This window comes from Fictibacillus sp. 7GRE50, assembly GCF_015903875.1.
Taxonomy (GTDB): Bacteria; Bacillota; Bacilli; order Bacillales; family Fictibacillaceae; genus Fictibacillus; species Fictibacillus phosphorivorans.
This window is the reverse complement of sequence record NZ_JACZDW010000004.1, coordinates 1-12,539: the sequence shown is the minus strand read 5'-3', so window position 1 is coordinate 12,539 and position 12,539 is coordinate 1. Positions and strand designations below refer to the sequence as shown.

Genomic DNA, 12,539 nt, shown 5'->3' with positions numbered 1-12,539 from the left:
AAAAAAGAAGACTTGCATATTACTGCAAGTCTTCCAATAGGTTGAAACGTTTATTTTACTTCTAATATAACAACGCTGATTTCTCCACCAGGCGTTTGAACAGAAACCTTATCTCCCGGTTTTTTACCTAGAAGACTTTTTGCCATCGGAGAATCGTTAGAAATTTTCCCTTCAAACGGATCCGCTTCTGCACTACCTACGATGATGTAAGTTTCTTCGTCACCGTCTGGAAGCTCTTTAAACTTAACTGTTTTCCCGATGGAAACGTTATCAGATTGGTCTTTATTATCTTCAATAATAACAGAATCACGAATCATTTTTTCTAATTGAACGATACGAGCTTCTACGAATGCCTGCTCGTCCTTTGCTGCATCATACTCAGAGTTCTCAGAAAGGTCTCCGAAACTGCGAGCTACTTTAATTCGTTCAACAACTTCTTTTCTTCGTTCTGTTTTTAGAAACTCTAGTTCGTTCTCTAACTTCTCTTTACCTTCTAAGGTCATATAGTGTTTTTTCTCGTCTGCCATTGTTTTTTCACTCCTTAAATAATCAGTACCCTTGTTACGTTATATGATAATTCGGCTAGGGTATGTATAAAATATGGGTCATTAGTTGATTGCCAAATGGCTTAAAGCTGAAATTTGTCACTGTATACCGAAAAAATGAGGATGATGTTCCTCATTTTTTCAATAATGCTTTGTCTTCCAATATCGTCTTAATCTTTGTTACCATTAAGTCGATCGCTACAAGATTCTGACCGCCTTCTGGGATAATGATATCCGCATATCGTTTCGTTGGCTCTATGAATTGATTATGCATCGGCCGAACCACTGCAGTATATTGATCGATAACAGATTCAAGTGTTCTTCCACGGTCTCGGATATCTCGAACCATCCTTCTAATAATACGAACATCTGCATCCGTGTCTACGAACAGCTTGATGTCCATCAAATCACGTAGTCGTTCGTCTTCAAGGATCAAAATACCTTCCAGTATAATGACATCTTTAGCATCAACTGGGATAATTTTATCACTTCTTGTATGTGCTGTATAGTCGTACACTGGTTTTTCGATGGAATCGTATTTTAGAAGTGAAGAAATGTGCTGGATTAACAGATCATTATCGAAAGCAAGAGGATGATCATAGTTCGTATCCAATCGTTCTTCCATCGATTTTTCTGATTGATCTCTGTAATACGCATCTTGCTCTATGATTAAGATGGATTGGTTAGCAAACTGCCTGTAAATTTCTTTCGCTACCGTCGTCTTACCTGATCCAGATCCACCTGCAACCCCAATTACTATTGGTTTTTGTGCCATTTTGATTACTCCTCCAAACTGCATGTCCCATTAAGAATTTCTAATACTCACCATCATTCCATCTCCAACCGGTAAGATTGAAGACTGATAGTCAGGATGCTGCATCATGTATTCGTTAAAACTTCTAATTTTTTTTACTAGAGAACGAAGTCTTCTACTCTCTAAGCCGCTTTCATCAGCGACATACCCTCTAAAGAGAACATTATCTGTGACGATGATGCCATCAGGAGACAGCATGGAGGAATAATGATCAAAAAAGTTTTGATATTGTCCTTTTGCTGCATCTATAAAAATAAAGTCATATGGGGCATAGTTTTCTACTTGGCTCTGCAATTCATTCGCATCTCCAAATAACAAGGTAATTCTGCTCTCTAGATGAAAGGATCTGACATTATCTTTTGCTATATTGTACCGTTCTTCATCTCTTTCAATACTAATAACTTCAGCATTCTCACATGCAAGAGCCATTCGGATGGCGGAATATCCAATCGCTGTTCCTACTTCTAATATACGTTTCGGTTTTTTTAATCTAACATAAGACAAAAGCGTCTCCATACCTGTTAGATCCATGATCGGCACATTATGCTCTTTCGCGTATTGCTCCATTTTTAGTACTTGTTCAGAGCGCGTTGGAATAATTTTTTCGATATATTGGTTCAATTCTTTTGAGACCAAAGTAACACGCCTCCTTCACACTAACCGGTATATTGTAACATAATCTTTATTTGAAGGCGAGAGTCCTATTTCTTTATGAGTATTTTCTATGGAATTAAAGATCGTACACTCTTAATAGGCTTTCTTAGCAAGTTGATCGTACAGCATAAAAAAAGAGAATACCTACTAGTATCCTCAGAAACATGCTTAATTATTGTCTTTTTCTTGCCAAACCTTCCATTCGTCTCTGTATTTTTTATATACAGCATTATGTTCGCTTAATGTTTTTGTGTAGATGACTTCGCCGTTTGGTCTTGCATAAAAGAACAGCTCCTCCATCTTAACAGGTTTCAATGCAGCTTCAATCGCTTTTTCACCAGGTGAAGTGATAGGTCCGATCGGAATACCTTTATAAAGATACGTATTGTACTTTGAATCATACTTTAAATGTTCGTATAAGACTTGCACATCAAAATTCTTTCTTGCGTATTTAACAGTTGGATCGGAGTCTAGTTTCATATCTTTACTTAAGCGATTATAAAAAACACCTGCAATTTTTTTCCGATCCTCTTCACGCTGAGATTCTTCTTCTATAAGAGAGGACAACGTAATGATTTGAAAAAGGGAATAACCGCTATTCTTTATTTCTGTTTCATGTTTAGTTAAAACAACAGAAGATTGTTCGACCATCTTATCAATCACATCTGTTAGCTCCGGTTTTTTTACATCAAAATCATAAGTTGCAGGAAACAAAAATCCTTCTAGAGGGTAATAAAGTCCCTCCTTCATCAAATCATCAGGTAAGATCGGGTACTTGTCTTGAAGCTGTTTCAGATAAGATTTATCAGTCATTTTTTTGATAATATCTGCTTCACTATAACCCGTTTTCTGACTGATTAATTTTGCGATCTGTGGAACATTATATCCTTCAGGAATCGTAAGTGTTAGAGCTGGCTTCTTAAACATCTTTCCGTCTTTAAGTGCTGAAATAATTTCAGAAAGGTTCATGGAAGGAGTTAGTTCGTAAATGCCCGCTTGAAAGTTGCCTTCTCCTTTAACTCTTGTGTAGAGTCTGAAGAAATCACCGTTGTTGATCAACCCTTTTTTTTCAAGCTCTTGTCCTATTTTTGAAGAGGAAGAACCAATTGGAATTTCCACCGTAATTTTTTCATTATTAGCTGAATCGACCGGTCCAATATTTTTATTGTAATAATAATATGCACCTATAGCCACAGCGATGATTAGAGCAACAATTAGAAACAAAATGGATAGAACTATCGTTTTGGTACGCTTTTTACTTTTATTTTCATTTATGTAATTCCCAGATGACTGGAGATGTAACATGTTATTTCCCCCTTTCCACCTGTTTAATTATACGTTTACTAGCAGAAATTGTCGAGATTGGCCGTAAAATGGAATAAAAAAAGAAGTTGGTTAGAAAACCAACTTCCGTTTTGTTTCATCTATTGTTCTGTTTCGTACTCGTCATCTTGAAATGTGTTTAGCATTTCTTCAATCATGTCCCATTCTTCATCTGACTCAAGTGGGAATAGAGCAAGATCGTCTTCTTCTCCATTTTCTTCATAACGGAAAGGGAAAACTTCTACTTCATCCGTATCATCATCTTCTGAATCAGCTACAGGAATAGTCACCATGTATGATTTTCCAGTTTGATCCACATCAAATTTGAATAGAACTTCAAATAGATTTTCGTCTCCATTCTCGTCTGGAATAACGATGCGTTCGCGTTCTTCTTTTGCCATAATTGGCTCACCTCTACTTTTCTTATTGTTGGCTGTCCAAATAACCTTGCAGAATGATCGAAGCTGCTAGCTTATCGATCACCTGTTTTCGTTTCTTTCGGCTCACGTCAGCTGAAATCAATGTTCTTTCAGCTGCCATGGTGGTCAGCCTCTCATCCCATAGGATAACCGAAAGACCTGTCAGACTTTCAATATCTTTTGCAAAGTTTTGACAAGCTTCTCCGCTGGGACCGATCGTACCATTCATGTTCTTTGGAAGACCTACTACGATCTTACTGATATCATGCAACTGAATCAGCTCTTGGATCCTTGCATAGTCTTCTTGGGGCTTGTTAGGACGGCGTCGGATCGTTTCGACTCCTTGTGCTGTCCATCCCAATGCATCTGAGACGGCAACACCTATTGTCTTCGTTCCAACATCCAGTCCGAGTGTTTTTGTCAAATTAACGACTTCCTTCTTTTTGAGTGGATAGATATGATTTTACAAGCTCCTCAATAAGCTCATCTCGCTCCAGTTTTCTAATCATGCTTCTCGCATCATTATGACGAGGAATATAAGCCGGATCCCCTGAAAGCAAATAACCTACAATCTGATTGATAGGGTTGTATCCTTTATCCTGCAGGGCGTCATAAACAGAAAACAGGACAGTTTCTACATTCGTCTTATAAGCATCTTCTTCGTTGAAGTTAAACTTCATCGTTTTGTCCATTGAACTCACTGGCGAACACCTCTTTCTGAAGATCTCCCTTAAGGGACAAATTAGTTCTTGTCTCTATTGTACATGAAAGATGAAAGCTTAGGAAACGGTTTTGATCAATTCAACTGCAGAATCTATACCTTCTTGCAGCTTTTCGGGATCTTTACCTCCAGCTTGAGCCATATCAGGACGGCCGCCACCGCCTCCGCCGCAACGGACAGCCACTTCTTTTACTAGGTTACCCGCATGATAACCTTTTGTCACTAAATCTTTTGTTACTCCCGCTACGATATTTACTTTACCACCGTTTTCCGCACCAAGAATAACAACTCCACTTTGTAGTTTATTCTTTAAGTCATCTACGATCGAACGCAAACCATTCATATCCATACCGTTCACTTTTTTAGCGATGACAGAAACTCCGTTGATCGTTTGAACCTCATCAACAAGGCTTCCTGCTTCCATGTTTCCAATCTTAGCTGCAAGAGATTCTTTCTCTTTTTGCAACTCACGAATTTGTTCGTTTAATGTGTCTATACGCTGTGGCACGTCCTTAAGATTTGTTTTCAACTTAGCTGCCGTGTCTTTTAATAGCTGGACTTGGCCGTTCATCAAGCGGTACGCGTTCTCACCTGTAACAGCTTCAATACGACGTGTTCCTGCACCGATACCAGACTCTGATACGATCTTAAACAAACCGATCTCTGAAGTGTTATTAACATGACACCCACCGCAAAGCTCAAGACTATAGTCTCCTACTTTTACAACGCGTACCGTTTCACCGTATTTCTCACCGAATAGTGCCATTGCACCCATCGCTTTTGCTTCGGTAATGTTCTTAACCATCTTTTCAACAGGAATGTTACCCCATACTTTTTCGTTAACGATCTCTTCGATCTTCTCAAGCTCTTCTGAAGAAATGCTTCCGAAATGTGTGAAGTCAAAACGCAAACGACCTTCTTGTACAAGAGATCCAGCCTGATTTACGTGCGTTCCTAGCACATCTTTTAATGCTTGGTGAAGAAGGTGAGTAGCCGTATGGTTCTTTACTACTTTTGCACGAATCTCAGGGTCAACCTCGACAGAAACTTCTATATTGTTTTCAAGAACACCTTTTTCAACAACTACGGTATGAAGATTTTGTCCGTTAGGTGCTTTTTGAACATCCTTCACTCTAAGTAAAAGCTCTTTACCTTTTATCGTTCCTTGGTCAGCGATCTGTCCACCGCTCTCAGCGTAGAATGGTGTCACATCTAGGATGACTTGAGCTTCTTCTCCAGAAGCGACCATCGCCACTCGCTCACCGTTTTGTAGTACTTCTAAAATTTTCGCTTCTCCTGTTAAGCTGTCATAACCTCTGAATTCACTTTTCACGGTGATGTCAGAAAGAATTCCACCTTGAACTTGCATGCTGTCTACTTCTTGTCTTGCTGCACGCGCACGTTCACGTTGAGCCTTCATCTCGTTTTCGAAGCCTTCTAAATCTACATCCATTCCGTTTTCAGCTGCATACTCTTGTGTAAGCTCAAACGGGAAACCAAATGTATCGTAAAGCTTGAATGCGTCTTTACCAGAGATGACGCTTCTTCCTTCTTCTTTTTCTTTTGCCATAACATCTTCTAAGATAGCAAGACCTTCGTTGATCGTTTCATGAAAACGCTCTTCTTCCGTCTTGATGACTTTTTGGATGAACGGAACTTTTTCTTTTACTTCCGGGTAGAAGTCTACCATGATGTCTGCAACAGTTGGAACGAGTTCATACATGAACGGCTTGTTGATGTTGATCTTTTTCGCAAAACGAATCGCTCTTCGGATCAAACGTCGAAGGATATACCCTCTTCCCTCATTTGATGGTAGAGCACTATCACCGATCGCAAAACTTACCGTACGTACATGGTCAGCGATTACTTTAAACGCAGTATCGGTTTCTGTACTCAAGCCATAAGACGTATCAGAAAGCTTTTCTGTTTCTTTAATGATCGGCATGAATAGATCTGTTTCAAAGTTCGTCTTCGTGTCTTGGATCACACAAACCATTCTCTCAAGTCCCATACCTGTATCGATGTTCTTCTTAGGAAGTGGCGTATATGTGCCATCCGGGTTGTGGTTGAACTGAGAGAACACCAGGTTCCATACTTCAAGATATCTGTCGTTCTCCCCACCTGGATATAGTTCAGGATCAGATAGATCGTTGCCGTAAGCTTCACCGCGGTCATAGAAGATTTCTGTGTTAGGTCCACTTGGCCCTTCACCGATATCCCAGAAGTTTCCTTCCAAACGAATGATACGCTCTTCAGGTAACCCTACTTGTTTTGTCCAAATATCAAATGCTTCATCGTCTTCTGGGTGGATCGTTACAGAAAGTTTCTCAGGATCAAAGCCGATCCATTTTTCACTCGTTAAGAACTCCCATGCCCAAAGAATAGCTTCCACTTTAAAATAATCACCGATCGAGAAGTTTCCTAACATCTCAAAGAACGTATGGTGCCTTGCTGTGATACCAACATTCTCAATATCGTTCGTACGGATTGATTTTTGTGCGTTTGTGATACGAGGGTTCTCAGGAATCACGCGGCCGTCAAAATATTTTTTCAGTGTTGCAACGCCACTGTTGATCCATAAAAGTGTAGGATCCTCATGAGGTACTAAGGAAGCGCTAGGTTCTACACCATGGCCTTTTTCTTGGAAAAAATCAAGGAACATCTGTCTAACTTGAGCTGAAGTCAAATTTTTCATCGTTTTCATTCTCCTTTTTTAGATAAATATAAAGACTGATTTCGTAAACTTGGTTGTTTTTTTAGTAGTTGATTTCGTTTCATTAACCAGAAGAACAAAATGTTGCTTCTAAATGTCTTTTTGTCTTCCTTGAGGGACTAGTCACTATAACTAGACAGGAGGCTCACCGTTCGCCCCATGGAAAGCGAGCAACCTGGAGAGGAAACCAACTACTTTCGAACGAAAAAAGCCAATAAAAAAACTCCCATCCCTATAAAAAATACAGGGACGAGAGTTTGAATTCACGCGGTACCACCCTGGTTATACGCTTTAAAATAAGCATATCACCTTGATTAAAGCCTTAACGCGGCATAACGGCAGATTTTCCTTCTGCACTCCAGAGTAGCTTTCTGCTTCGCTTCTTCCTAAAACATCTTTCAGCCGATGGATGTTTCTCTCTTTTGGAAGGACTGAAACGTACTTTTCTCTTTCAGCGATTTTTGATCTTCTAGCGTTAGTATACGTTTATTCATTCTTACTTGTCAATCGGATGATGATTGAAGTCGATGTTCCCTGATATGAATGATAATGACTTTAATCACACTGAAGATTGGAACAGCCAAGATCATACCTGGTACACCAGCCAGTTCTCCCCCAAGTAATAATGAAAAAATGATAAATACAGGATGGATGTGCAGATTCTTGCCGACGATAAACGGACCAAGGATGTTACCTTCAATAAACTGCAAAACAAGCATGATGCCAACAGTGATCCATACCATCTTCCAAGAGATTGTTAATGCGATCAACACGACGGGGATCGCTCCTAAGATCGGACCAAAGTAAGGGATGATATCCGTTATCGCGATCACCAGTCCTAAAAGAATCGGATACGGCATTCCCACCACCCACAAAGCAACCATTGCTGCAGCTCCTAGTATAGCACCTACAAATAACTGTCCTCGGATATATCCTCCAAGTGATTGGTCAATATCTTTTATTAAGTGCTTTCCTTCATAACGGTATTTTCTTGGTGTCAGATACCAGAGAGCTTTTTTCAACTTTTCAAAATCGTTTAGAAAATAAAACACTAAGAAAGGTACAACGATGATAACAAAGAAATAATCTACAATTTTTCTTAAAGAAAAGATCGCATTGGTCAATACATCCTGTGCGTTGCTTTCCATTTTCACGATATAATTTTCTATTTTAGAATGAACTGAATACGGAAGTGCAGATGTTCCACGGTCCACTTTATACAATAGTTCCTTATAATCCTCAGCAAGTACAGGTACGTTAACTAACAGCTGCTTCATCTGTACGATGAAGTAAGGAAACCCTTTTACTGCAGCAAAACCGATACCACCAAAGAAAAGGATGTATATACTTAAGATCGCAACAAAGCGAGGTAATCCTTTTTCATGTACGTATTCCACGACTGGATGGAGTAGATATGTAATTAGAGCAGCAAGAAAAAAAGGCAGAAAGACCCCTTTGATCGCACTCCATAATGGCTCGTAAAGAGGGTAAAGTTTCATCAAGAGAAACAAACATAAAAACAATAATAAAGAAAGGGCAAGCCTATAAACCCACTTCATTCGAATGTCTTTTGTCATCTCTTCACCCTTTTCTTAAAAAACCCCGTCTTTATTTGAGACGGGGTATGCTTTCTTTAATAAATGGCTTTTGCGACCTTTTTACGGATCTTTTTAACACGTCGTGATGTCCAAAGATCACTAAGATCTGAAAGATTATAGTTCATCTTAGACATTCTTGACATCCTCTTATTTCTCATCGCATATGTTGCCGCTCCAATACCAAGTGCGAAAAGAGAACTCATCGTCCTGCTCATGCTAGATCACCTCGACATCAGAGATTTGTTTTCTTTTATGATGTGCTTTCTCTATAAGTCAGATCTTGATCTTCAAATAAATCATCGAGTGATGTTAGAGAGCCGTCTTCTTCCACCTGATGAAGGGACAGTCTTCCTTTAACAATGGAAAGCTCAATAAAACAGTTCCAGCAATAATACTGGTTCACCCCGATTTTACCAATATCTTTTCTACTGCAGTTCGGACATTCCACTTGCTCTCTCTCCTTTAAATTTACTTTTACAAGGGTGTCCTGAATTTGTAGAAAATATACAGAAATCAATATTTAAAGGGATCATGACTTTTAGAAAAACAAAAAAGAAATGTCCGACAAGATGACATCTTACATCTCTCGAACATTTCTAGTTTGTTTCGTTTAGAAGGGAATCATTCATTAAATCTTTTTCCAGTATGGTCTCTTGAAGACGTGAACTAAGACCCGAGTACCGTTCAGTTTCATCGGATCGTTCAACAGCCCAATTAAACGCTTCTTGTTCTCCACACAGGATCAGATATTCTATACTCCTCGTTATTGCTGTATATAATAAGTTCCGCTTTAGCATTCGGTAGTAGCTTTTTAAGACAGGTAGAACGACGATCGGATACTCACTGCCCTGCGATTTATGGATCGAACAGCAAAAAGCGTGAGTAAAATGATGAAATTCACTTCTTTTATACGTAACCTCTATCTCATCAAAACTGATGACGATCTGATCTTCTTTATCTGTGTTTTCTCTTGCATAGATAACGGCCACGATTTCACCGATATCACCGTTGAAAACCTGATCTTCGGGTTGATTGACGAGCTGAAGCACCTTATCGCCTTTTCGATAAAACACATTTGCAACCTGTAACTGACGTTGTTTTTGTTTCTCTGGGTTAAACAGACGCTGAAGTTCCAGATTTAATCGATCAATTCCGACCGGTCCTTTGTACATTGGGGCTAACACTTGAATATCCCTAGAGCTATATCCTTTTTTAATCGCATTTTCACAAACCTGAAGGATAGCCTGAAACACCTGTTCACCTGAACATGCAAAGAATCGTCTGTCATTCTGAGGAACGAGCAGATCTTGCGGGACTTTTCCATTCTTCATCTCATGAGCTAACCGAATGATGGAAGAACCTTCTGCTTGTCTATAGATATCCACTAACCTAGATTGTGGAACATGCTCTGCTTGCAGAAGATCTTTTAAAACTTGACCAGGGCCTACGGACGGCAACTGATCTTCATCCCCAACAAAAATCATCTGGATGTGAGGTGGCAGAGCTTTTGCTAAAGAATGTGCTAGCCATATATCCACCATCGACATTTCATCGACGATCAGTAATTTCCCATCGATCTGTTCATCTTCATTTTTTTCGAATGTCCCGCCACCTTTCCATCCTAACAAGCGATGGATCGTGTGAGCCGGTATCCCTGTTGACTCTGTCATACGTTTAGCCGCTCGACCTGTTGGAGCAACGAGTAAAACGGGAAAGGATTCTTTCTTTCCTCGATAATCATCAGGATTCAAACTCACGCCATGGATCTCACTATACAGTTCAACGATTCCTTTAATTACGGTCGTTTTCCCTGTTCCAGGTCCTCCTGTTAAGACCATTAAAGAAGACGTTAAAGCCTTTTTAATCGCCTCTTTTTGACTGTTCGCATATGTCATGTTGAGTCTTTTTTCGAGCGCTGAAAGTTCAGACTCCAATTTTGCATCCTCAATGTGATAATCGTTTTTCTGACTATGTAATAATTGGTTCATCTTTTGAGCAAATCCACGCTCTGCAAAATAGAGAGACGGCAAATATACAACGTTCTCTTTTACGATCAATCTCTGCTCTGTCTCCATATCTTGAATCTCTCGAAAAATACTCATCTCATCAACCGTATTCTTTCCATCGGCTAAAAGCTTTCTAACGCCTTCTAACATTTCGTCCATCGGTAGATAGGAGTGGCCTAGGTCTGTACCTTGATCACGAAGCACGAACTGACAGGCAGCTTGAATTCGTTTTGGATGGTTGACCTGCATGCCATTTCCTTTTGCGATTTCATCAGCTCGGTGAAACCCAATTCCAGAAACGTCCTCTATCAGTCGATACGGCTCGTCCTTGATGACCTTTACAGCATCATCTTGATACGTTTGGAAGATCTTCATCGCTAGCTGCGGCCCGATACCATAGGGTTGTACGACCATCATCACTTGATCTAACCCTCGATTCTGCATGAGTGACTTCTGCAAACTTTGGGCTTGCTCTTCTGTTAGCTTTGGAATCTGACTGATGTATTCCGGTGATTCTAAAAGCTTTGTGATCGCATCATTTCCCATGACCTCAACGATATGCTCTGCTGTTTTCTTTCCGATTCCTTTAAACAGATCACTTGAAAGATATTGAATCATGGCCTCTTTTGATTGAGGCATTTCTTTTTGAAACAGTTCAACCTCATATTGCTTACCGTATTTCGCGTGGTCTTTAAATTTTCCATAAAACACATAAAGTTCATCTTCTCTTAGCGGGGGAAGGATGCCTGTTATCATGACTTCTTTTTCATTATAATTTTCGTTCGTCTCTTTCACCCTTATTCTGGCGACTGTATAGAGACTCTCTGTTTGATGATAAACAGTAGAGATCAATGTCCCTTTTATATAATTTCTTATTTCAGTTGACTCATCTTCTAAATGAAAAGAAGGCTGCTGTGCCATGAAGCACCCCCTTTAATGATTAGTATTTTTACTTTCGATATTTCGTTTTCCATTCCCTGCAAGATAATGATCTGGCTGTATGTCTAAAGCTCGTTGAAAAGCGTTTAGCGCTTCTGTGTTTTTATCAAAATAACTATATGTTACACCTAAATTGTACCAAGCATCGGCATGTGTCTCATCGCGTTCAACTACTTTTTCAAAGGTTGATGATGCAGACTCAATATCCCCTGTTCGCGCCTGACAGAGTCCGAATTGAAACAAAGCTTCATGATCTTGATCGTTGAGCTCTATTGCTCTCATTAAGTAAGGAAATGCAAGCTTATGTTCACCAAGTGAAACGAAAGACATGCCTGTCATAAAGTAAGTGTCACTATCTTGCAGACCACCTTTGATCGCTTCTTGGAACAGTTTTGCACTCTTAGAGAATTCCTCGAGATGATAACAGGCAATACCCGCACCATAGTATGCAGCTACAGCATTTTCATCGAGCGATAGTGCTTTATCAAAGAATTGAATCGCTTTTTCATGTTCATGAACAGCAGAAAGAAGATTTCCGAAGTTAATATAATGTACTGGATTTTCTGGATCTGCTGCAATCATAGATTCCAGACTTTTTGCTGCTTCTTCAAACTTTCCTTTTTGTAAATATTCAAGACCTTTTGAAGGTTCCATTGTCTTTACCCCCAATTTTAATTTCCTTCAAAAGTATAACAAATGAAGGAAGCTGCCGCATAATTATTTGTGGATTCCTCTTGTGAAGGGAGCGTCAAGCTATCTGGAATCGCTCATAAATCTCTGGAATCGCTCATAAATCTCTGGAATCGC

The 12,539-nt window shown here is 39.6% G+C and carries 13 protein-coding genes and 1 other annotated feature; all 13 genes read right to left on the bottom strand.

From position 1 onward, the window contains the following. Nucleotides 1-50 precede the first annotated feature (50 nt). Nucleotides 51-527, bottom strand: coding sequence for a transcription elongation factor GreA (gene greA, locus IHV12_RS14970; RefSeq protein ID WP_144698889.1), 477 nt, complete (start codon nucleotides 525-527; stop codon nucleotides 51-53). A gap of 151 nt (nucleotides 528-678) precedes the next feature. Continuing rightward, nucleotides 679-1,320, bottom strand: a complete 642-nt coding sequence (gene udk, locus IHV12_RS14965; RefSeq protein WP_153237761.1) for a uridine kinase — start codon at nucleotides 1,318-1,320, stop codon at nucleotides 679-681. A gap of 30 nt (nucleotides 1,321-1,350) precedes the next feature. Continuing rightward, entirely contained in the window at nucleotides 1,351-1,995 is a 645-nt protein-coding gene (locus IHV12_RS14960; RefSeq protein WP_231618308.1) for an O-methyltransferase, read from the bottom strand. Between the two features lie 186 nt (nucleotides 1,996-2,181). Beyond that, the gene (gene mltG, locus IHV12_RS14955; RefSeq protein WP_197191365.1) at nucleotides 2,182-3,318 is read right to left on the bottom strand and encodes an endolytic transglycosylase MltG; all 1,137 of its coding nucleotides are present in this window, start codon (nucleotides 3,316-3,318) and stop codon (nucleotides 2,182-2,184) included. A 119-nt stretch (nucleotides 3,319-3,437) separates the two neighbouring features. After that, entirely contained in the window at nucleotides 3,438-3,737 is a 300-nt protein-coding gene (locus tag IHV12_RS14950) for a DUF1292 domain-containing protein (RefSeq protein ID WP_197133401.1), read from the bottom strand. A 22-nt stretch (nucleotides 3,738-3,759) separates the two neighbouring features. Beyond that, nucleotides 3,760-4,179, bottom strand: a complete 420-nt coding sequence (gene ruvX / locus IHV12_RS14945) for a Holliday junction resolvase RuvX (RefSeq protein ID WP_197133403.1) — start codon at nucleotides 4,177-4,179, stop codon at nucleotides 3,760-3,762. 1 nt (nucleotide 4,180) lies between these two features. Continuing rightward, entirely contained in the window at nucleotides 4,181-4,456 is a 276-nt protein-coding gene (locus IHV12_RS14940; RefSeq protein ID WP_144698881.1) for an IreB family regulatory phosphoprotein, read from the bottom strand. 78 nt (nucleotides 4,457-4,534) lie between these two features. Further along, nucleotides 4,535-7,171: an alanine--tRNA ligase gene (alaS, locus tag IHV12_RS14935; protein ID WP_197191364.1), complete on the bottom strand. Its 2,637-nt coding sequence runs from the start codon at nucleotides 7,169-7,171 to the stop codon at nucleotides 4,535-4,537. 260 nt (nucleotides 7,172-7,431) lie between these two features. Further along, nucleotides 7,432-7,653, bottom strand: a binding site (T-box leader). Between the two features lie 39 nt (nucleotides 7,654-7,692). Next, entirely contained in the window at nucleotides 7,693-8,748 is a 1,056-nt protein-coding gene (locus IHV12_RS14930; protein WP_231620766.1) for an AI-2E family transporter, read from the bottom strand. A 74-nt stretch (nucleotides 8,749-8,822) separates the two neighbouring features. Then, nucleotides 8,823-9,002 (bottom strand): hypothetical protein, encoded by a 180-nt coding sequence (locus IHV12_RS14925; protein ID WP_066396448.1) that lies wholly within the window; start codon nucleotides 9,000-9,002, stop codon nucleotides 8,823-8,825. A 35-nt stretch (nucleotides 9,003-9,037) separates the two neighbouring features. After that, on the bottom strand, nucleotides 9,038-9,235 hold the full coding sequence (locus IHV12_RS14920) for a hypothetical protein (protein WP_066240196.1): 198 nt from the start codon (nucleotides 9,233-9,235) through the stop codon (nucleotides 9,038-9,040). Nucleotides 9,236-9,383: 148 nt separating this feature from the next. Continuing rightward, entirely contained in the window at nucleotides 9,384-11,714 is a 2,331-nt protein-coding gene (gene recD2 / locus IHV12_RS14915) for an SF1B family DNA helicase RecD2 (RefSeq protein ID WP_197191363.1), read from the bottom strand. Between the two features lie 12 nt (nucleotides 11,715-11,726). Further along, nucleotides 11,727-12,386 (bottom strand): tetratricopeptide repeat protein, encoded by a 660-nt coding sequence (locus tag IHV12_RS14910; RefSeq protein ID WP_197191362.1) that lies wholly within the window; start codon nucleotides 12,384-12,386, stop codon nucleotides 11,727-11,729. Nucleotides 12,387-12,539 lie beyond the last annotated feature (153 nt).

Excerpts from the sequence above, each read along its gene's own strand:
- IHV12_RS14950 (WP_197133401.1), bottom strand. The coding sequence starts at position 3,737 with ATGGCAAAAGAAGAACGCGAACGCATCGTTATTCCAGACGAGAATGGA.
- greA (WP_144698889.1), bottom strand. The coding sequence starts at position 527 with ATGGCAGACGAGAAAAAACACTATATGACCTTAGAAGGTAAAGAGAAG.
- udk (WP_153237761.1), bottom strand. The coding sequence starts at position 1,320 with ATGGCACAAAAACCAATAGTAATTGGGGTTGCAGGTGGATCTGGATCA.
- alaS (WP_197191364.1), bottom strand. The coding sequence starts at position 7,171 with ATGAAAAATTTGACTTCAGCTCAAGTTAGACAGATGTTCCTTGATTTT.
- IHV12_RS14910 (WP_197191362.1), bottom strand. The coding sequence starts at position 12,386 with ATGGAACCTTCAAAAGGTCTTGAATATTTACAAAAAGGAAAGTTTGAA.
- IHV12_RS14925 (WP_066396448.1), bottom strand. The coding sequence starts at position 9,002 with ATGAGCAGGACGATGAGTTCTCTTTTCGCACTTGGTATTGGAGCGGCA.
- IHV12_RS14930 (WP_231620766.1), bottom strand. The coding sequence starts at position 8,748 with ATGAAGTGGGTTTATAGGCTTGCCCTTTCTTTATTATTGTTTTTATGT.
- mltG (WP_197191365.1), bottom strand. The coding sequence starts at position 3,318 with ATGTTACATCTCCAGTCATCTGGGAATTACATAAATGAAAATAAAAGT.
- recD2 (WP_197191363.1), bottom strand. The coding sequence starts at position 11,714 with ATGGCACAGCAGCCTTCTTTTCATTTAGAAGATGAGTCAACTGAAATA.